At 68.2% G+C, this 20,165-nt stretch carries 20 protein-coding genes; 5 read left to right on the plus strand and 15 right to left on the minus strand.

Annotated features, from left to right (window positions below; genetic code table 11):
* Positions 1-6: 6 nt before the first annotated feature.
* From BIU95_RS15485 to BIU95_RS15555, 15 genes are read right to left on the minus strand one after another with little or no spacing between them, the layout of a single operon-like run.
* Entirely contained in the window at positions 7-444 is a 438-nt protein-coding gene (locus tag BIU95_RS15485; RefSeq protein WP_071252092.1) for a DUF4913 domain-containing protein, read from the minus strand.
* The gene (locus BIU95_RS15490; RefSeq protein WP_071252093.1) at positions 437-2,077 is read right to left on the minus strand and encodes a type IV secretory system conjugative DNA transfer family protein; all 1,641 of its coding nucleotides are present in this window, start codon (positions 2,075-2,077) and stop codon (positions 437-439) included. The genes BIU95_RS15485 and BIU95_RS15490 overlap by 8 nt, the downstream gene beginning before the upstream one ends.
* Entirely contained in the window at positions 2,074-3,261 is a 1,188-nt protein-coding gene (locus BIU95_RS15495; protein ID WP_071252094.1) for a hypothetical protein, read from the minus strand. The genes BIU95_RS15490 and BIU95_RS15495 overlap by 4 nt, the downstream gene beginning before the upstream one ends.
* Positions 3,262-3,284: 23 nt before the next feature.
* Positions 3,285-4,397, minus strand: coding sequence for a hypothetical protein (locus BIU95_RS15500; protein ID WP_071252095.1), 1,113 nt, complete (start codon positions 4,395-4,397; stop codon positions 3,285-3,287).
* The gene (locus tag BIU95_RS15505; RefSeq protein ID WP_071252096.1) at positions 4,394-4,897 is read right to left on the minus strand and encodes a hypothetical protein; all 504 of its coding nucleotides are present in this window, start codon (positions 4,895-4,897) and stop codon (positions 4,394-4,396) included. The genes BIU95_RS15500 and BIU95_RS15505 overlap by 4 nt, the downstream gene beginning before the upstream one ends.
* An 18-nt stretch (positions 4,898-4,915) precedes the next feature.
* Positions 4,916-5,146 carry a hypothetical protein gene (locus BIU95_RS15510; RefSeq protein ID WP_071252097.1) on the minus strand — a complete coding sequence of 77 codons (231 nt, stop codon included), beginning with the start codon at positions 5,144-5,146 and terminating at the stop codon, positions 4,916-4,918.
* A gap of 4 nt (positions 5,147-5,150) precedes the next feature.
* A complete protein-coding gene (locus tag BIU95_RS15515; RefSeq protein ID WP_071252098.1) occupies positions 5,151-6,254 on the minus strand; it encodes a hypothetical protein in 1,104 nt (367 codons plus the stop codon).
* On the minus strand, positions 6,251-6,799 hold the full coding sequence (locus BIU95_RS15520) for a hypothetical protein (RefSeq protein ID WP_071252099.1): 549 nt from the start codon (positions 6,797-6,799) through the stop codon (positions 6,251-6,253). The genes BIU95_RS15515 and BIU95_RS15520 overlap by 4 nt, the downstream gene beginning before the upstream one ends.
* A complete protein-coding gene (locus BIU95_RS15525; protein ID WP_071252100.1) occupies positions 6,796-8,379 on the minus strand; it encodes a hypothetical protein in 1,584 nt (527 codons plus the stop codon). The genes BIU95_RS15520 and BIU95_RS15525 overlap by 4 nt, the downstream gene beginning before the upstream one ends.
* Positions 8,376-8,660, minus strand: a complete 285-nt coding sequence (locus BIU95_RS15530; protein ID WP_071252101.1) for a hypothetical protein — start codon at positions 8,658-8,660, stop codon at positions 8,376-8,378. The genes BIU95_RS15525 and BIU95_RS15530 overlap by 4 nt, the downstream gene beginning before the upstream one ends.
* Positions 8,657-10,273 carry a hypothetical protein gene (locus BIU95_RS15535; RefSeq protein ID WP_139179856.1) on the minus strand — a complete coding sequence of 539 codons (1,617 nt, stop codon included), beginning with the start codon at positions 10,271-10,273 and terminating at the stop codon, positions 8,657-8,659. Before BIU95_RS15535 ends, BIU95_RS15530 begins: the two co-directional genes overlap by 4 nt.
* Positions 10,274-10,298: 25 nt before the next feature.
* Complete coding sequence (locus BIU95_RS15540) at positions 10,299-11,696, minus strand: hypothetical protein (RefSeq protein ID WP_071252103.1); 1,398 nt, start codon at positions 11,694-11,696, stop codon at positions 10,299-10,301.
* Positions 11,696-12,433 (minus strand): hypothetical protein, encoded by a 738-nt coding sequence (locus BIU95_RS15545; protein WP_071252104.1) that lies wholly within the window; start codon positions 12,431-12,433, stop codon positions 11,696-11,698. Before BIU95_RS15545 ends, BIU95_RS15540 begins: the two co-directional genes overlap by 1 nt.
* On the minus strand, positions 12,430-12,783 hold the full coding sequence (locus BIU95_RS15550; RefSeq protein ID WP_017885583.1) for a hypothetical protein: 354 nt from the start codon (positions 12,781-12,783) through the stop codon (positions 12,430-12,432). The genes BIU95_RS15545 and BIU95_RS15550 overlap by 4 nt, the downstream gene beginning before the upstream one ends.
* A gap of 18 nt (positions 12,784-12,801) precedes the next feature.
* Complete coding sequence (locus BIU95_RS15555; RefSeq protein WP_139179857.1) at positions 12,802-14,181, minus strand: hypothetical protein; 1,380 nt, start codon at positions 14,179-14,181, stop codon at positions 12,802-12,804.
* A 171-nt stretch (positions 14,182-14,352) separates the two neighbouring features.
* Here BIU95_RS15555 and BIU95_RS15560 point away from each other — a divergent pair, with 171 nt between their 5' ends.
* From BIU95_RS15560 to BIU95_RS15580, 5 genes are all read left to right on the plus strand, one after another.
* Positions 14,353-15,042, plus strand: a complete 690-nt coding sequence (locus tag BIU95_RS15560) for a helix-turn-helix domain-containing protein (protein WP_071252107.1) — start codon at positions 14,353-14,355, stop codon at positions 15,040-15,042.
* Positions 15,039-15,557 (plus strand): hypothetical protein, encoded by a 519-nt coding sequence (locus BIU95_RS15565; RefSeq protein ID WP_071252108.1) that lies wholly within the window; start codon positions 15,039-15,041, stop codon positions 15,555-15,557. Before BIU95_RS15560 ends, BIU95_RS15565 begins: the two co-directional genes overlap by 4 nt.
* A complete protein-coding gene (locus tag BIU95_RS15570) occupies positions 15,554-16,471 on the plus strand; it encodes a hypothetical protein (protein WP_071252109.1) in 918 nt (305 codons plus the stop codon). Before BIU95_RS15565 ends, BIU95_RS15570 begins: the two co-directional genes overlap by 4 nt.
* On the plus strand, positions 16,453-17,592 hold the full coding sequence (locus BIU95_RS15575; RefSeq protein WP_071252110.1) for a S9 family peptidase: 1,140 nt from the start codon (positions 16,453-16,455) through the stop codon (positions 17,590-17,592). The genes BIU95_RS15570 and BIU95_RS15575 overlap by 19 nt, the downstream gene beginning before the upstream one ends.
* Positions 17,593-18,283: 691 nt before the next feature.
* Positions 18,284-20,119, plus strand: coding sequence for a hypothetical protein (locus BIU95_RS15580; protein ID WP_139179858.1), 1,836 nt, complete (start codon positions 18,284-18,286; stop codon positions 20,117-20,119).
* Positions 20,120-20,165: the final 46 nt, after the last annotated feature.

Here is a 20,165-nt window from a genome sequence, read left to right on the forward strand (position 1 = left end):
GTGGGGCTACTGTGCTGGCGGCCTTGCCGGCGTGATCGCGTTGATGTGGTCGCGGTCCTCGTCGTAGAGGTGGCCGCGCTGCATGCTGCAGTCCCGGAACGGTCCGGTCGCTGCGTCGAACAGCACTGCGCGGTGCGGGTCCCAGTGCCGGATCCACCAATCGGACAGCGCGGCCATGTTGCCGTTCTCGTCTTCCTGTTCTGCCTCCGCGGCGATGTGCGCGGTCCAGAGCGCCTGTAGCCGGTCGACGACCTCGGGGTGTTTCCACCATTCCGGGCACCAGGTCGCCCGCTGCGCGGATCCGGTGACCTCCACCCGTGCGAACCGTTCCTGCACCCAGTCGTAGAACATCGACTGGAACGGGCTCCCGCTTTCCGTCGGTGCCTCGGTATCGACCTCGTCCGCCTGGTCGACGTCGGTGTGCGCGGTCTCGATGTCAGACATTCAGGGCCTTCTTCCCGGTGTTGATGCGTCGGCGGAGGCGGAGGTTTCGGAACCACGGTTTCGTGTAGATCAGGATCGGGTCGACGCCGCTGGCGAAGACGACTGCTCGCCACTTCCGGAGGGATCCCAGTGCCCCGGCGGTGAGGATGGGCCGGAACCGGGTGGCACCGGTGGTGCTGTCGGTGACTTCTTCGTACTCACCGATGAGTGCGGAGAGCTCCTGCAGGCGCGGCTGGTCGACCACTCCCCCGCCGAAGACGCGGATCGGGGCGGCGGACCAGATCGCTTCCCACCCTTCCTTCCCGTATGCGGCGATCGCCTGTGCCGGGGACTGGAAGTACGCGTTCATCACGATCCCGAGGGACCCGTAGTACGAGTACACCTCTGGCAGCTCTGGCCACTTCACGACGTTCGCGCACTCGTCGAGCTCGTTCACGAGCGGCACCCGCAGCCGTCCACCGTTGGCGTGCGCCTGCTGCTCGGCGGCCTTGCAGACCGCACGGACGAGCGCGGTCACGAACGCGGCCGCGGATCCGCCCTTCTTCGACAGCAGCACCAGGGTGTCCTTGCCCCGCGCCAGGGTGGCGGGGTCGAACTGTCGGATGCCTGGCGTTGGCACCGTCCACGCCATCATCGCTTCGTTCGACAGGGCACCGGCCATGCGCTGCGCGGTGGCGTACATGCCGGAACGGGTCTTCTCCGTCCACTCGGCGAACCCATCGAGTGTCGCTGCGAGCCCGACGACGTCGTGCTTGCGGAGGAGGTCGGCGACCGTGGTTACCTTCTCCCGGGTCAACCACTCGTACACGTCCCGCAGCTGCCGCCGCTCCAGGGCCGCAGCGAGGAAGCAGCCGGCGAGCATCTTCCGGCCCGACTCGTCGAACTGCGCATCGCCGCCCCGGTCCGACGCTTTCCTCGTCGATGCCTCAAAGATCTCGGCGAGCTCGTACGCGTCATCATCGGTCTGAATGTCCGCGAGCAGGTCGAAGGTGAAGTCCGGGGTCGAGGAGCGGCGTACGACCTGGTTCGGGTCGAGGACGTAGCACTCGCCGGCGCCGTGGCGGGCGGCGAGGATCTCGCGGATACCGTCCGGCTTGTTCGAGGTCACCATGAGACCGCCGGGGGCGACGGCGCAGTGCGGGACGACCTCGGAGGTGGTCTTCCCGCGTCGGGTGCCGTGCAGGTGCACGCCGGCGTCCTCCCACGACTGGAACACCTTGTGCCGGCCGCGCGTCGCGACCGACCCGATCGGCAGGCCGGGGCCGATGTCTGGTTCGTCCTCGTGCAGGTCGTTGCGGGCCTGCTCGAGGCGGGCCTTCTCCAGCAGGGCCTTGTACTCGGACGGCGGCGCCATCCGCTGGACGGTCTGCCGCTCCTCGCGGCGGATTCGGCCGAGCCGTCCCACGACGATCGCCGCCGTTACGACGGCGGCAACGACGACAATCAGGATCGGGACCGCGGCTCCGGGCACGCGCGCACCGTCGAAGAACTGCCCGACGAGCTGCACGACGTTCCAGGAGTAGTCCGTCCCCGTCGGGGTGACCACGGCACCGACGTGGATGCTGAGGTACGCGGCGACCAGCACGACGATGAATAGCAGCGCCGTTTCGAACGTCGATCGAATCTCGCTCATCGTCCGAGCCCTCGTTCTGGCGTCGGCGCCGGCACCACATCCGCAGTCGCCGCGGCCGACGGCGTCCCCGTCACACGCATGCTGCGACCGTTCCCGCGCTCCCACGCCTCTCGCCGCCGCTGTGCGTCATCGCCGGTGCGCTCGCCTTCCTCGCGGCGGGCTTCCCGCCACCCCTGGATCCGTTCGCGCACGCCTCCGCGTTCCGCTCCCGACTCTGCCGCGATGGCGCTCTGTGCCCGTGCGGCGCGGACTGTATTGTCCCGTTCGATCCGCGGCAGCGCCTGCGTCGCGCGCTGCAGGTCCGGGTCGACGTATCGCATCTCCGCCTCGGCGGGGTCGCCAGCGTGCACGGAGGGTGCACGGGTCACCTCTTTGGCTCGGCTGTCGATGACCTCGAGCTGCTGGTCGACCGCGGCGTCGAGCTCGGACCACCGGCCCGCGATCCCCGCTGCTTCCACGAGTGCTCGCTCCGTGTTCTGCGACAGCGGTTCGTTCAGGAGTTCTTCGTAGAAGAACGTCACGTCCGGCAGCTCCCGCTGCATGGTCGTAGTGATCCTGTCGAGGTCGTCGTAGGTCGAGACCTTGTCGGCGAGGACGCTCACGCCGATTTCGGCACGAGTGGCGTCGTCCGCGGCGGCATAGGCGAGCCCGATCTGGAGTCGGGCGCCGTATCCCTCGAGGTACGCCTGCTCCATCCGCTCCTGCAGCGGCGGCTCATCAGCGGTGGCCTCCGCCTGCAGGGCGTCAGGATCGAGCGAGCCCATCTCAGCGAGGGCCGAGCGGATGCGCGTCGCTTCCGCGGCCGACTGGCCGATGTCCTCGGCGGTCGGTTCGGTGGATTCCCACCGGGCGCCGTCTTCGTCGTTGACGTACTCGGTCCCGTACCCGAGTCCCATCTGCTGCTGCAGTGTGGAAGCGAACATCGGGTCGCCGAGCACTGCGTTCAGGTCTCCGCCGTGCTGCAGCACGAGCGTTGTCCCGAACGGTGCGGCAACGTCCGGTTCTGCGCCGGCCGCTCCACGGTAGGCAGCGTCGACGCGGCGCGACTGCTCCGCGAGGACAGCTCGTGCAGCTTCCGCGCGACGTGCCAGCGCGTCGGCATCGATGCCTCGCACCCCGAGGGTGAGGGCATCGGCGTAGGAGGCGCGGAGCGCCTGGTCCAGGTTCATCGGTTCTTCGGCCATGATCTGTGCCCTTCGTCGTCGGTTCAGTGGGTGGCGGCAGCGGTTGCGCCGGCGTCGGTGTCGGTGTCGGTCCAGCTCCGGTAGTCGGGGTAGCCGTCCGATTCGGGGCCGTACCAGTGGTGCTCGAGGTCCCCGGTCCGGGTGTCCGGGTGCCGGTAGAGGGTGGCCACGCACTGCACAGTGCTGGTTGCGCCGGCGCCATCGAGGGGGGTGGCGAGTGTCGCTGTGCAGGGCACGTCGACGTTGTCCTCATCCGTCCAGGTCAGCGGGCCGTCCGGACCTGTCGCCGTGTGGTGTGGGTCGGATCGGGGTGGGGTGCGCACGTCGCAGCGGTACAGCACCCCGTCGTGCTCGTACCGGGACTGGCAGCGTGCGCCGTCGGCACCGTGCAGGGCGGGTCGTTCCGGGCCGAGGACGATGTCCTCTTCGACCATGACGAGGCCGCTGGTGGCGTCTTCGTACGCGTCGACGAGACGGTCCAGGGTCGGGGTGAGGTCCGCGGGACTGCCGTCATGCCGTTCGGCCATGAGTTCGGGGGCGTACTGCGTGATCCGATATGCCCACTCCCCCATCCGGGACGTCCGGAAGTCCAGGTACGCGTCCCGCGCGCGGTCCCAGAAGGGGTGACCGGCGTCGGACCGGCGGACGGCTTCCACCCCGCTCGAGCCGCTGTCAGCCTTGGCCTGAACGCGGTCGAAGAAGTCACTGTGGAGCCGGCGGTAGAGCTCTTCGAGCATGCCGGTACCGGTGATGCGCTGGGCGAGTCGTTCGGCAGTGATCTTCGGGAGGCCGTCGACCCGGTCGGCGTCGGCGTCGTAGCCGGCGGCGCGGAGCAGCGTCGGGGTTGCGGTGTGGATGAGCCAGTTCGCGGCTGCAGCGCGGTCGCTCTGCCACCACCACAGCTTCACCGGCAGACCGGTGGTCGTGCTGAACCATCCGCGGCCGCGGCATGTGTCGCAGCCAGCCTGGTGGGAAGAGTCACCTTCGACGACCGTGCAGTACTCGCACGGAATGATCCACGGGTCCGCGTCGAACATGTCGAGGATGAACACCCACCGGACGGTGTCGCTGGGCTCATCCTTCCCGGTGGTGATCGGGAGCGTCACATCGGGCGTCGACGCGGTGAAGATGCTCATGCGACGTTCTCCGTCGATGCGCCGGCGTCCATGGTGCCGGGGTCAGCGAGGAGTTCGGGGAGGTCAGCAGCGTCGGCGTCCTTGTTGTCGATCCACCAGCGGGCCCGGTCGATCGGCCGGGCGGGGACGAGGACCTGTTCCTCGAAGTCGGCGTCAGTGAGCTCGCCCTCTTGGACGAGCGCTTCGTAGGCGCCGCGGATCAGCTCCGCGCGGATCCGGAGCGCCCACGGCACCTGCTTCTCGGTGCCGACCAGGTCGATCGGCAGGCCGTCGCGTTCGGCGTCCTCGCGGATCTGCTTCGCTTCCGCGGCGTGGCGGGCGTCGCGCTCAGCGTCGGACTCGTCGGACCCGTTCTGCTTCTTGAAGCAGCGACTGCACACCAGGTGCTCGCCGAACCACTTCGCGGACGAGGCGCGCTTGCCGGCGGGCTTGTCGGACAGATCACGGTTCTCGGTGTGCCCGCACGTGTACTGCACGGGCCAGATCGTCTTGACAGCCATGATGGGTTCTCCTTCGGTTCAGCGGATGGACGTCGACGTCGTCTGACGCCGGGTCCGGTTTCGGTCTGCGACGAGCTGCTGGATGCGGGACAGGGACAGGCCGGAGGCTTCGGCGGCGGCCTCTCGGCCGACCGCGATCGCGGCGGCCGCGATGGCTTCGTCGCGGGCTTGCCGGGACTGCTGGTACGCCTCGACCGCGCGGCGCACCTGGTCGATCGGGTCGGTGGTCCGGTCGGTGGTGGAGGTCATCGGGTTACTTCTCCTTCCCGGCCGGGAGGGTCAACGCCTCCGTGGTGGCGCCGAGGTCGACGTGCTGGTGCGAGCACGGGTCCTCGAACTGGCGCAGGTTCGACAGCGGCGTGTTCGGCCGGCACTGCACCTGCCCGACTTGTGAGCCCTTCGGCATGACGGTGTTGAGCCAGGTGAGGAACTCGATGTCCTGCGGGCCTGAGCCGAGGAGCGGTTTCCCGCCGACGGCGTTGAAGTCGACCGCGACGGCCGGGTTCTTGCAGTGCAGCGACCCGGACTCGCAGTGCGTTGTGATGCCGACGCAGGGGCGGTTCATGTCGCTGATCTGCACGGAGCCGTACTTGTTGAGTGCGGCGACGAGGATCTGCAGGATGCGGGTGTCGACCTGGCAGCCGGGCTTGGTGGTGCCGTCGACGATCGGGAGGATCTCCTGTTCCACCATCTGCGGGTGGTACGTGTCGGTGAAGGTGCCCTTCTTCCACGCTGCGGCGAGGACTGAGGCGAGCTCCTTCTGGTCCCCGGACACGTCACAGCCGGAGGTGACCGTCGTCCCAGTCAGGGCTTTGATGACCTCCTGCGCCTGGGTGAAGAACTTCGCGTAGTGGTACGGGTCGGCGTTGCCCTGCACGGCGTGCGCGGCGAGGGTGGGCTCCATCGACTCCCACCCGTCGACCTTGACCAGGCGGCTCAGGAATGCCTTCGCGGCGGTGGGGATGTCGAGCCGCTGGTCGCGGGTGCCGTAGGCGGAGTTCTGCTGCAGCACCCCGATCGTGGTGTTGTCGACCGCGTCACCGTGGTTCGGGTTCGACAGCGACGATTCCCCCATCGCGGTCATCACGAGAATCGTGGTGGCCTGCTGGTTGACCTTCATCTCCTTGGCTGCGGCGATCAGCTTGGCGGCGACCTGCAGCTGGTCGCGGTCCCACTGGCCGACTTTCGCCGGCAGCTTCGTGCTGACCGACCCGGTTGATCCCGACGCGGTCCCGCACGCGGCCGCGGCGGCCGCAGGCGGGTTCGATGATGCGGCGATCGCGAAGTAGATCCCGCCGAGCAGCAGGAGAATCGGGGCGAGGATCAGTGCGATCACCGCCAGGATGCCGCCCTTCATTGCCCGCTCCCGGGCAGCTGCGCGGAGACCACCAGCCACTGACCGTCCTGCTGCTGCAGGTTCACGGTGTACCGGCCTGCGTCGGTGGGAACGGCGACGATCGCGGGCACCGGGTCGGTGTCGCCGTCGTCGTCTGCACTGCCGGGCACGGGTGCTGCGGAGGCGCCGGCGGTGACGATCGCCTTCCCGGTGACCCGGGTTCCGGGAACCTGCCCGCGGTCGGTGCCGGCGTAGGCGGTCTTCGCCTGCTTCGTGAGGTACCCGCTGTAGGTCTTCTGCCACACGTCGACGGGGACCTGATGGTTCGTGAACGCCGCGACGAACCCAGCAGCAGCGCTCTCCGGCGTGTTCGACGGCGTCGACGTCGGAGCCGGCGACGACGATCCCGACGCCGTCGGCACCACTGCGGTGCGTTCCGGTGCCGCTGGCGACGTCTGCCGTGCCAGTCCGAGGGCGAGCCCTGCGCCGAGGATGACCATGACGGCGCCGGTCGTGGCCGCGAAGACCGCCCACGGAGGGAGGCCCCGGTCCTGCCGGGCGCTCATGCCGCCACCAGCCCGGGCTGCTGGGTGTCTTCGTGCTCGAGCATGCCCATCGCGTAGTTCGTCTCGGTGATCTTCTTCTCCAGGCTCGAGCGGATGTGCGCGACGCGGGTCTCGGCGTCGATGCCGACCTTCTTGAAGTGGTGCCCCTGCGGCAGCGTCATCAGGTAGTCCGACGCCCCCGTCCGCAGGCCCGCGATCGCGGCCGCCTGCTGGGCGTCGTCCTGCCGGGCCTGCCGGAACAGGTGCAGCGTGCCGGCTTCCTTGATGAAGGAGATCGCGGGGTCCTCGGTGGGGATGTCGGCGACGTGGTGGATGTTGACCACGTTCGACAGGCCTAGGGCGCGGGACAGCTTGGAGTTCGACCGGATCACGGCGCCCATCGGGCCGCCGACGAGGAACCAGCCTTCGTCGACGCAGAAGTTCGTCTGCTGCTGCTGCTTTGAGGTGCGGATCGCGCCGATGGTCCACGCGTTGGCGAGCATCATCCCGATCGACCGGGCGGGCCCGTCCTCGGGCAGCTGGCTGAAGTCGAAGAACGTGGCCTTGTTATCCAGCGCCACGCTCTTGGAGGTGTCTCCGTCGAACAGGCCGGGCATCTCTTCCGGGATCCGCTCGAGCAGGATCCGGGCGCCGTAGCCGGCGAGCTCCTGGTGGTCCTTCACGAACGAACTCAGGCCGGCGTACTCGGGGACGTCCATGTCCCCGAGGTGTTCGAGCACGTCGAGGATGTTCGCCGCGCGGCCCTTGCCTTCCGCCCGGCGGAGCGCGTGCAGGACCGCGACGCGGACCGCCTTCTTCTCGAACCGGTTCAGTTCGATGTTGTCGTTGAGGACTGCGGCGGCTTGCTGCACCATCTGCACCATCCCGGTGGGGCCGGGCACGAGCTGCGTCTGCAGCAGCCGCGGGTCGAGGAGGTTCAGCGTCACGCCCTCACGCGCTGCGGAGGTGGACGTGTCGGCGATGATGAACCGGATGGGCTCGACCCCGATCGCGGCAGCGACGGGGGTGTACTCGCCGAACTTCGAGTCGCCGGTGAACGGCTTGATGTCGATGACCACGACACGGCGGCCCTTCAACACCAGCGGGCGGAGCACGTAGTCGCACTTCATCAGCGTCGACTTCCCCACCCCGACGTCGCCGATAGTGCACACGTTCGCGGACGTGACCTTCCCCGCACGGAACGCCGCGAACTGATCGTTCGTCGCCGGCGTCGACGACAGCGTCTCGATGCCCGACAGCAGCCCCTGGAACTCCATCGGGGACGCGATCGGTGCAGGGTTCAGGATCTCGACCTGCCGCGTGGTCGACGGGGCGCCCTGGACGACGGGGCCGTAGTAGCCGATCCGGGTCAACAGCTTCCGCCGCTTCGGCTGGTAGCCGCCCTCTGCCGGCACCGGGAAGCCGTTCGCGTCTCGGCCGGGTGCGAGTTCGTCGGTGACGTCGTCGGAGACACCCGGTGAGGACCGGATGGTGCGCTTGATGCGCTGCTTCGCCGACAGGGCGCCCGCCCGGCGAGCCCGACGGGTCGGCTCGTACGCCTCGTCCGTGGTGTCGGGGTCGGTGTTTGTGGTGGTGCTCATCGGGTGGGTCCTGTTCGTTCGAGAGTGTTCTGCGCATTGAGCTGCTGGAGTCGGCGGCGAACCAGGTAGATCGCGACCAGAGCGGCGCCGATCAGCACCAGCCCCGCGGCCGGCGCGATGACGGCGCTGAGGGCGACGCTGGCGATCGCGACGACGGCGAAGACACACCCCCGCCTGAACCGGCTGCGGTTTCTGGTGGCGAAGCCGGCGACGACGGTCCCCAGGCCGACAAGGAGCAGTCCTTGCGCGGCGATGAAGGCGGTCCAGTCGAGGCCGGTCACAGCGCTTCCTTCGCTTCCTTGCCCGCGGCGAGCTTCTCGACGCGGGTGCCGATCGAGCCGTTCGACGGGGCGATCCCGCGCCCAACAGGCCACGTGTAGGCGGCGGCGGTCTGCTGGTGGGGGTCGAGCCAGGTCAGTTTGCTGATCCCGGCGTTCGAGGCTGCGGCGGTGATCTCTTCGACGGCGTCGGAGAGTTCCTGACGGCTTCCGGCGGTGACGGTGATGTAGCCGACCCAGTTCGCGCCGGTGTACCCGGTCCCGGGGGTGAGGTCGGCGATGCGCCGTTTCGCGGCTTCCTGCTCGACGGTGAGGGTGGCGTCTTCGATGCCGCCGCCGCGGGCTCGCCGGTTCGCGTCGGCGATGTCGGACACGCGGTCCTTCTCCGCGAGGAACAGGGCCTGGTCCTGCGGGGTCAGCTCGAGGTGGAAGCTGATCGTTCGCACGACCTGGTGTTCCATCTCGCCGAGCATCGGCGCCATCCACAGCGACGTGCGGTGCGAGATCTTCACGTCCTTCGCCGTCACCCGGCAGGTGCGCGACAGCGACTGCGACAGCCGGCCCTCGGGGGCGCCGACGTAGGTCATGTAGGACCAGTCTTCTTGCGAGGGCAGCCACGCCCGGTCCGGGGTGATGTCTCCGGCCTGGTCCATCGGGAACCCCGGGTGCTGCAGGTGCCGCAGCACGGCGGCGGTCTGCCTCGCCGTCATGGCGTGCACGTTCCGGAACCGGGCCGCGGTGAACGCTGCGGTGACGGAGCGGATCTCACGGTCCATGACCGCGAGCCACCCGTCGATGCCTTCCCCTGCCCGTTCGGCGCGGGCGACGAACCGGTCAGTGACGGGCCAGCAGACGACGAACATGGGTCGGTTCACCAGCTGCGCGGCGGAGATGTCGTCGACGACTTCCCGGTAGGACTCGTGGATCTCATCCGGGATCGAGTTGTCGCCGTGCTCTGCCAGCCACGCCTCGTGCGGTGCCGGGTCGGAGGGCAGGATCCGGGAGATCGTCTGCACCCGGTTCGGGAGCGTCAGTGCGGCACCGAACTGGGCGAGCACCTGCTCGTACCCGGCCGCGGAGGCGTCGAAGACGGCGTCGGATTCGATGCCCTCGACCTGCCCGGTGGTGCTGAACACCACGGCGAGGTACTCCTGGCCGAACGAGGGACGGTGCCACTGGATGCCGGGGGTGCGGTTGCGTTCGCGCAGCCACAGCATCCCCTCGACCCCGTCTGGTGTGAGGCGCATCGCGTGCATCTGCCGCTCTGCTTCCTTCCGGGTGGCTCGGCCGTCAGCGTTCGCCCACGCGTCGGTGAGCGCGTCCCAGCCGTCCTTGTCGAACGGGACGAACGTCGTCAGGCCGCGCTTGTCGCGGTCCCGGTAGGAGCGCTTGTCGATGCTGCGCTGCAGGACGGTGTTGTTGACGGTGTCGATCGTCACGAACCACGCCACCAGGGGCAGCACGGCGAGCAGGACCAACCCGGTGATCTGCCAGAGCGCCGCGGCGATGAGGCCCGCAACGAGGGCGATCGACAGCGTCCAGATGCGGACTTTCGAGATCCGGCCACCGAACAAGCCGCGGTGAGTGACATCCCCACCGATCAATGACGTACGCATGCTGAGTCCCCTTCGGACAGACGGTTCAGTCGTGGGAGCCGGCGTCGCCGGCCTGCTCGGCGGCCTGATGGCCGGCACGGACCGCGGACGCGGCGGCCTTCAACGCGGCGTTCGCCAGGAATGCACCAACGGCGATCGGGGCGACCCCGGACGCGGCGGTCGCGGCCTTCCCCGCAGCGGACGTGGTGCCCTTCTGCGCGGCTACCTGCGTGGTCTTCCGGCTCCCGGCCTGCGCCGCCTGGTTCGCAGCGCTGCCTCCACCGCCGGTGCTGGAGGCGTTGATCGTGGTGCTGCCACCACCGGCGGCCTGGACGGGCTGCGTCGACGGCGTCCACCCGGATCCGCCGCCCGACCCGGACGTGGTGCCAGCGGCCTCGTTGGGGTTCTGCGGCCCCGAACGACCCCCGCCTCCTCCACCGGCCGGTACCTGCGGGACGGAGCCAGGATTGGGGCTGTTGAAGCCGCCGTCCCGGGACTGACCGCCGCCACCGAGCGGGGCGGTCCCTGGAGAGGCGATCTTCATCAACGCCATCGGCGCGAACACGACCATGCAGATCAGCACCGCGGGCAGGGCGAGGTTGACGAACGTGGCGAAGTCGCCGTCGGCGCCCTCCACCGCCTTCATCTGCAGGCCACCGACGGCGCGGAAGACGATCCCGACGAGGAGGATCAGCAGCGCTTGCGCGAAGTTCAACGCAATCCACACCGTCGGCCCGATCTTCGCCAGGTGCCGGGTCCTCGGGTTGACCGCCCAGGCCAGGAACAGGGCCATCAGGGCGCCGGTGAGGTACATCGTGGCGAGCTGGATCAGCAGCAAAAAGACCACCACGATCATCCCGAGCAGCAGCCCCTCCAGGGTGATCTGCGAGATCAGCGCGGTGCCCCACAACGCCTGCGCGTTCTTCGACGCGGCGGCGTCGCCGAGGTGGGTGAAGTAGTCCTTCGTTGACGTGCCCACCGACCACTGTGCGATCGAGTCCTCGAGCTGGATGAACACCTTCCCGATGAGCTGTCCCACGAGCGGCCCGAACGACGCTGAGACGACGAATCCCGGCAGCGCGACGAACAGGGACTCGGCGAGTTCCTTGCCGGAGTTCTTCCCCTTCTGCGTCTGGATGGTCGCGACAATGAGCAGCACCGCGGCCAGGAGGAACGCCATCGCGAACGACACCCGGTACGAGTCGATCCACCACTTCGCCGAGTAGTCGGGGTGCAACGCGTCGATCATCGGCGGGATCAGTTTCGTCGCCACCACGTACACGCCCTGCTGCAGCAGCGACGTGATGTACCCGGCGGGGTCCTTGGCGAAGTCCACTGCCTTTACGACGTCGGTTGCCGCCTTCGCGGTCGATCCGACGATCCCGGAGACGATTCCGTTCAGCCCCGACGCGACGTTCGCGCCAGCGTCCTGCCACCACGACATCAGCAGCCCCCCGTGAAGGTGGTGCCGGACTGGGTCGCGTTCACACGCCAGTCGCCGTCACCGGAGGCGCCGGAGACCACCCAGCCGCCGTCGGTCGCGGTGAGGGTGAACTCACCGCCCGTGTAGTTGACCTTCCCGGCGCGGACGTCGGTCTTGCCATCCGTCGTCGACGGGGCGGCGATATCGATCGTCACCGTGTGCTTGGTGAGGTCGATGACCTTGAACGCACCCTTCGCCAGGTTCACGGTGTGCTTCTGCGCATCGGCGTAGGGGGTGCCCTCGGCGACCTGCGTCTTCAGCAGGTCATGCGCCGTGCCCGTGGTCGCGATGTTCACCACCTGGTCGATGCCGGGACGCCACTCCGGATCCGCGGCGGACGTGACCTGCAAGAACCCGCCCAGGAACTCCGCCGCCCCTTCGACCGTGAAGTCCTTCGTTCTGCGCAGCTGCAGCAGATCCGTCCCGGTGATCCCGACCCCGGCGACGCACCCGGACACGGTGCGCCGTTTCGAGTCGCCCAGGCTGTCGACTGTCGGAGCTGAGCCCGGCGTTGCCGACGCCGCGGGCAACGTCGCCGAGCCGGTCGGCGACGTGGACGCACGCGGCAGGAGCGCCACGACGATCAGCACCACCAGAGATGCCGCGACCACGGCGCCGAAGACGATCGCGATCGTCTTGCCGACACTGATCCGCTTCCGCGGGCGTGGGGTGCCTTCCCGCTCCTCGGTGCCGGTCATGATGCGCCGTTCTGTGCAGCGGTGGTGATGGCGACGAACAGTGTCGGTGCGAGGATCACACCGGCGATCGCGATGCCGGTGCCGAGCATGGTGTTGCGGGCGTGCTCGGCGTCGTTGGGCTTCTTCGCATCCATTGCCTTGCGGAGGCCCATGAGGGCCTTGATGAAGAAGAACGCCAGGACGATCAGTGCGATCGCGAGGAATCCGCCGAGGGCCGGAACCCAGACGTTGCGGAAGCCGTCGCCGAGCCAGTCGAAGTTCGGCGTCACACCCTCGAATGGGTTGTCGCCCTTCGCGACGACCGACGTGGCGGTGGTTGCTAGGGCAGTGGGGATGGGTAGCAGAGACATGGATGAACCTTTCGCGGGTTACGCCGACGCCCGACCGGTGTCGGGTTCGTCGTCATCGGCGGGAACGGGAGGGCGCGCGCGAAGCTGCTCCGGGAGGTCTTCTGCGGGCTCTGCGTAGCCGGAGGCACGGCGGGCGCGGCCGTAGAAGCGCTGCAGGTTGACCGTGTCGGTCAGTTGGTGCTTGCAGAACGAGCAGTACGTGTAGGGAGGGGTCTGCTTGCGGCAGTTCGGGCACGTCACCCAGTCCTCGCGCGGATCGGACGTAACGTCCGGCACCACTGGTGCCTGCGGTGCGGCAGCGGCGGGAACGGGCGCCGGGGTGACCGGGTCGCCGTCCTGAGCGGAGTCGGCCCCGTCGGGGTCCTCATCGTCCTGTGCCGCAGCGGCGCTTTGCTGTGGGCTTGTCGTGCTGGGCTGTTCGTTGCGGACGACGCGGACGATATCCGCGGCCGCGAACGTGAACGCGTCCTGGGTTGCCTTCGAGACCTTCGCCCAGGTGATGTCGCGACGCTCCGCGATGTGTGCGTCGAACGGGATGTCGAACTGGCGAGCTCCGCCGCGCTCCTCGAGGTAGCGGACGACGTCGTCGCGGTCGACGCTGTTCTCCGGACGCCCGTCCGTCATGCGGAGGATCACGGCGTTCCGAGCGAGCTCGGCAGCGTGCCCGCCGGCCGCGATCAGGCCGTCGAGCATCTCGATCGCCTTCAACCCGGAGTCCCGGGCCATCATCACCGGCACGACCAGGACGTCCGCGACGTCGATCGCGCCGAGGAACGGCCCTGTGGTGACGACGTTGCCGGAGTCCATGAACCTGAACCGGTAGTACTCGTCGATCACCCGAGAGACAGCCACAACGTCATCCGCGGTGAGGGCCGGGCGGGACTCCCCCGGCCGTGAACCGAACACGTCGACGAACGACGACTGCTGGACGGCGTAGCCGGCCAGCTGCCCGGACGATCGGATCGACGTGATGTCGCACACCAGGTCACCGAGATCCAGCTGCGGCACACCCTCCGCGCGCAGCGCAAGCGTGCCGGCGTCATCCGCGACCTCGACCGCGCAGATCCCGTTGCCCTTCACCGCTGCGAACGCGGATGCAAGGCCCAAGGTCGCGGGCGTCTTCCCGGACGTGCCCTTCGGGTTCGCGATCAAGACGCCGACGGGTCGAGTGAACGCACTATGCAGGATCACCGCCCGGGCGCTCTCGAGGGCAGCGTCGCGCGCCCGCGCCTGCCGCTCCGCGGCACCTGGCTGCAGCTTGAAGCCAAGCCGGTTCAGCCCGCCTCTGAGCCCGGTCTTTGCGAGCCCGGCGGCGTCCCCTTCCACCTCCGCGGAGCGGAACAGCGTGTGTGCCGGATCGGGGGCGTGGTGCCCGCTGGTCTGGTGCTGAGTCTCCAAGAGAGCCCTCCAACTTAATAAGTTGCGGGATCCTCGGCAGGGTCGAGTGCTGCTCCGGCTGCCGCTGATCCCAGTACTGAAACCACTATGCTCTATTTAGAGCAACAAGTGTTGCATCGTGCTCTAAATGAGGCTCACAGAGTTCTTTCAGTACGCCAATAGAGTCATCGGGTGGGCAGACAGGGCAGCGGTGAGCCGAACGAGTTCTCGAGGGCGTTCGTTGACGCGGTCGACGACATCCGCATTCGGAGAGGCATCACGACGCCTGCTCTCATCACCCAGGCTGGATTCAGCCGCGGCTACTACTACAAGCGCACCCGCGGCGAGACCTCCTTCAACACGAACGACGTGCAGACGATCGCAGAAGCGCTCGGCGTGTCGGTCGGCGAGCTTCTCGCACCAGCGATCACCGAGATGGAACGGCTGCACGCGCCTCGGGACGAACACCTCGAACCCGCGCTACTCGGTTACCGGCTCCGGAAGCTCGTCGCTCTGCATGTCGCCCGCACACCCGCTCCCCCGGTCGACCGCGCGGTCCGCGCTGCACTGGCGAAGCGCGGACGGCTTCTGGCCGGTGCGGACTGGGAACGACTCCTCGCCGGCGAGCCGACAGATGTCACCAGCGACGATCTCCGTGCGATCGCGGACTTCTTCGACGTGCCGTCCGAGTACCTGCTGCGCATCGCATTGCTCGGCGTCGTCGACCTCGTCGACGCACGGCTGGAAGTGGAAATCGCCCTGGCGGAGACTGGTGTGGGGATCGCAGCTCGCTCTGTCAACGCAGCGTCCCCAGACGAGCTCCTGGCGATCGCCGAAGCCATCCGCGCCGCAGCGCCGAATGAGCGGGGAGGTACTAAATGAAGACGATCCGAACGCAACGACTCACCACCCAGCTTGCTGAGGACGCCATCGCCCGGCTGTCTTTGCCCGCTGGCCCTCTCACCTTCGAGACGCTGCGAACGGCCGTATCTACCTGGCTCGGCAAGCCGCTCATCATCGACCCGCTGAACACGCTCCCCCCGCGCGATCACCCCGCGAGCGTGACGGGACTGTACCTCGACACCGCAGACGCCGGACGGGTGTACTTCCACCCTGACGACCCCCGCCTCTACCAGCTTTTCGTGATCCTCCACGAGTTCATGCACATCGCCGCCGGCCACGGAGGGTGCCACGTACCTGTCGAGGTTATGGAGCGGGGCTACGCCGGCGTGACCGCGGAGATCACTGCGGCACGGGCACGCGTCCCGGTGCGGACCTCGCTCGAAGACGCTGGCGCCGTCGACGTCGAAGAGCTCGTGGCCGAACGCGGAGCGATGCTCTTGCTCGAACGCCTCCAGAAGTCCACGCTGTCTGCAAGCGAGGAAGCTTTCGCGTGATCCCAGCTGCCTTCTGGGCTGCCGTTGGACTCTTGCTCCTGCGGGTCAATGCGATCGGTAACGCAGCGCGACGTCCTGCCTTCCTCGCCGCAGCGCTTGCGGTAGTCGGCATCGCCACGGTGGGCGTCGTCTGGCCCGTCGAGCACATCGATGCGCTCTTGGGTGACGTCAACGCGATCGATCTGATCCAGGTTCTCGCAGCTACTGCGGCGTTCTGGTTTCTGCGGGACGCCACACGCGCTCACGCCGGCTCAGCCGCTCGATCGCGCCTGCCCATCTTGGTCACCGTGCTCCTCGCTGAGACGTTCACCTTCATGGTGATCCCAGATCACAACGGTGAGCCGACGACGTACATCCACGAGCACCTGCAGTACCCGGCCACGTGGGTGCACATCGTCATCTACATGGTCGCTATGGGATGGTTCGCCGCCGACTCCATCGGTGTGCTCCTGCCGCAGCCCCGAGGTGTGAACATCCTGTTCATCATCGGTTTTGCGCTCGTGGTGCTCTCGATCATCGCTGAGCTCGTCGACATCACCAGAGTGTTCATTGACGGGCAGCAAACCCCCTTCTCCCGGGCGATGCTCGTCGTGTTCAACAGTCTCTTCTACCCCGGCCTCGTCGCCATCGGTGTCGCACACGGATGGCGGACCTTGCGCCGGCTCGTCACTGTGCTCCGGTGGCGTCTGGTCTCGCTCCGCCTGTTCGTCATGTCTGCCCGTGACCAGAGCGCCGGCATGCCGCCGCTGCGCCTCCATGGCAGCGCTGAGGTGGTTGTCGCGCAGCGGTACATCGAGCTCCGCGACAAGATCGTCGCCGGCCGCCTCGAGGTCACACAACAAGAGCAGCGCTATTTACAGCGAGTAGACGAACGGCTCGCGAAGGGAGTTGCCGCATGGGCGCTATCGGTGTAGCAGCAGGGGCAGCCGCCCTGACGGTCATCGCGGGCGCGACCGCTGCGGGCGTGGTGGTCGCGAAGAAGGCGATCCACCCGCGCCCGAAGCGAGCCGTCACCGTCGTCGCCGTCGACGCTGGCAGCATCACCGTCCAATCGGACGAGCAGACACGGTGCCCTGGTGAGTACCGCGTCTACTTCCACGACGGCCAGCACAGCATCCTCGTCGGAGATGTGCTCGATGACGACGGCCGTCACGTCCGCCGGACGATCTTGGGCGAACCCGCGACCGTCCCTGCAGCGGACGACAAGCTTGTCTGGAGCGGATACCTCCTCGACACACCAGCATCCGTGTCGGCATCCTTCCAAGAGGTCGCGATCACCGCAGACGGTGACACCCGCAAGGCGTGGTACTTCCCCGTCGAAGGCGCCACCACCTGGGCCATCCACGTGCACGGGATTCACTCGGGCCGGCAAGCCATCCTCCGCGCCGTACCCGACACCCTCTCTGCCGGAATGAGCTCCCTCGTCATCGGATACCGCGGCGATGTCGAAGACGGCCGCGGCCTGCCGGCGACCTTTGGTAACGACGAGTGGCACGACCTTGACGCAGCGATGCGCCATGCCGTCGACCACGGAGCAGAGCGCCTGGTGCTTGTCGGCTGGTCGATGGGCGCGACGATTGCTCTCCACGCGGCCGCGCGCTCCACCCTCCGCACTCGGATTGACGCGATGATCCTGGTCTGCCCAGCTCTCGATTGGTTCGCGGCCCTGCGCGCCGGCGCAGCCAAGGCAGGTTTCCCGGGGCTCCTTGGGACCCTGGGTGCCCTCACGCTCACGATCCCTGGTCTCGCTCGCTTCGCCGGCCTCCGGAAAGCCATTCCAAGGCGGTGGATGCGTCCCACCCCGCCCGCTGGGCTGCCGATCCTCCTAGTCCACAGCTCCGGTGACCGAGACGTGCCCCTTGAAGTGTCCAGGCGCTTCGCCGCCAAGCCCGGCGTCGCAGCAACGCTCGTGGAGATCGCGCCATGCCCCCACGGCATGGAGCTCAACCGTGAGCCCGAGCTGTTCCACAGCTCGATTGCGCGCTTCCTCTCTTCGGCTCAGGCCCTATCCGAGGCTGCGAAGGTGCACGAATAGGGTACTTTGGTCATGTCTAGCGTTTTTGTCGGGCTGCGGCATCGAGTGCCACGGAGTCGCGCTCGCCAGTCGCTTGAGTCGCCTACCCGCAAGGAGAAGGAGCATCGATGCAGTCTCGCGACACGCCGCCCCAGATGACCGTGCGCATGCATGTTCCCGCCATGGTGTGACTATGAGCGACTTTGGACGACGCGCCAGCCGAGCGCAGAACGCCCCGACGGTCCTTCTGCAGGGCCGAGTGCTTCCTGAGACCCGCCAGGCGTTCAAGGACGCCGCTGAAGAGAGCGGCGTCTCAGTCGCCTACTACCTCGACGCGCTAGCGCGGACGCTTGTCGCCGAAAACGGCGCGATGCCGCTCGTCGAGGACCCGCGCCGACTCAACCGAGTGGAGTTGCCTATCCCGGCCGCTTAACGACAAAACCCCCGCCAGAGGCGGGGGTTCGGGGCTAGGCCCCAAGTCATGTTTCTCACTACCTGCTCAGACGCCAATCAGGTCAGGTTGTGAGCTTCCGAGAGAAGAAGCCCGGTTGGAGCCGGGAGCCTTCGTCGTACCACCACCCCGAGAGGAGGAGGTGTCGCCATCGTAACGCACATTGCTGCGCCCGGCACGGGTGAATTCATCGGCGTGTCCTCTTCGGATAGTGCCTGGAATTTGACGCGTGCCATCGCGCCTCGTCGGTACGTGAACCGCATGATCGCGGAGGCGGACGGGACGATCCGGTCGAACAGCTACCCGTCGAAGTTCCCGACTGCAGGGCACACTCCCCCGTCGACACCGTGGACGATCGATCTCACAGACCTCGACGGACGGTTCTGGTTCGCCGCGTTCGACCTCGACGCGAAGACCCCGGAGGACTTCGACCAGGCGGCCGAGGACCTCGGCGTGCTGGTCCGGATCCTCCGCGACGCGCAGGTGCCGCACGTGGTGTGCCGCTCGAGCCCCACAGGCGGGTTCCACGTCTGGGTGCCCCTCGCCGGCGTCGACAAGGCCACGATGGTGCAACTCGCCGGCGCCGCACGCGCCGTCCTGCTCTCCCTTGACCACGGGCTGCTCTGCAACGACCGCACCGGCGCCGTCCGTCCGCCCCTGACTCCGCACGCACGCGGTGGCGCGTCCGAGGTGATGGCCGGCGCCGACGACGTCGACGTGCTCCGCACCCCGACCGTCACCGCCGGCGATCTCCTCCGCGTCACGGCTGCGTTCCGTGAGCTCCGACCGACCGTGGATCCCGCCACCTCCTCCCCCACCGGTCCCGTCGACGCCGACCACCGGGTGCACCGGTCTCTGCCGGCGTGGGGTGAGGCACACATGGGAACCGTTGCTGGCGGCCGCGACCCGTCCCGCACCGGCTACCTGTGCCTGCTCGCGGCCGCGGTATCCGGGTGGACCCTCGCCGACGTCGAGCACGCCGCGAAGACCGCACCCGGCATGGAGCACTACCGCACCCGCAACCGTCCCACCGGCGGCCGCGAGCCCCGCACCGCGGCCGAGGCTGCAGCGCGCCTCGAGCGGCAGTGGGCGAAGGCGCAGGAGCGCGCGGTGCTGTACCGGTACGCGCCCGAGGAACGTCAACAACGAGACCTGACCCAGCTGACCGGGATCGTCGACGTCGTCGAGGCCATGCTGCAGGCGTTCACCGCCTCCCCCGGCCGCTGGACCCGCACCGAGGCGGACCTGCACGACAGCACCGTCCTGACCTACCTCGCCTGGATCTCCCTGCGCTCCGGCTCCCGCGACGTCGGCGCCGCACTCCGGTCCGTTGCGATCGCCACCGGGATCCCCTCGAGCACCATCGACCGCTCACTCCGCCGCCTCCACGCCGCCGGATGGATCCTCCGGCGGCGCCAGGCAGACGGACCCAACGCAGCCGTCTGGCGGCTCACGAACCGGTTTTCCACACCCTTCGTACACGTCGGGCCACTTCAAAATGTGACCGCCCGCCCCCCGGCCGAGCTCTTCGACGTGAGAGTCACCCTCCTCGATGCTCTAGAAGACCGGCTAGACGCCGGACGACACGACGTCTTCACCCGCGCAGGGCTCGGACCCACCGCCCGCCGCGTCTACGAGAGCCTGACCACCGACGAGCATGCACCCGAGGTCGTCGCAGACCGCGCAGGACTCCCCCGCGGCCGCGCACGCGCAGCCCTCGCACGCATGCGCCGCTGGACACTCGCCATCGCCACACCCACCGGCTGGCGGCGACGGCTCCAGGACTTCCGAACCCACGTGGCCAAGCAGCTCGGAGTGGACGGGATCCTCCGGCGACGGGAACAGCAGTACGTCGACGAGCGCGACCTCTGGGCCTGGTGGCAGAACCACCTCATCCGCAAGGCCGGCCGACGCGGCCGCGACCGCACACCCACCACGCAGGTTGTCATGTTCCGATCCGTCGACGACCACGGCGGCCCCGAGGCGTACCCGGCATACCCGTGCTCGAGTGATGGACGAGCCGATCACCAGGAGGCAATGCGGTTCGTCCGCCGAGGCCTCCTGCAGCAGCTTCGCGATCTCGAGCTAGCGGCTTGAGCAGGTGCCCCCGTGCGCCTTCTAGCCTTGAAAGGCAAGTGTTAAT

This window comes from Curtobacterium sp. MCBA15_007, assembly GCF_001864905.1.
GTDB classification, from domain to species: Bacteria; Actinomycetota; Actinomycetes; order Actinomycetales; family Microbacteriaceae; genus Curtobacterium; species Curtobacterium poinsettiae.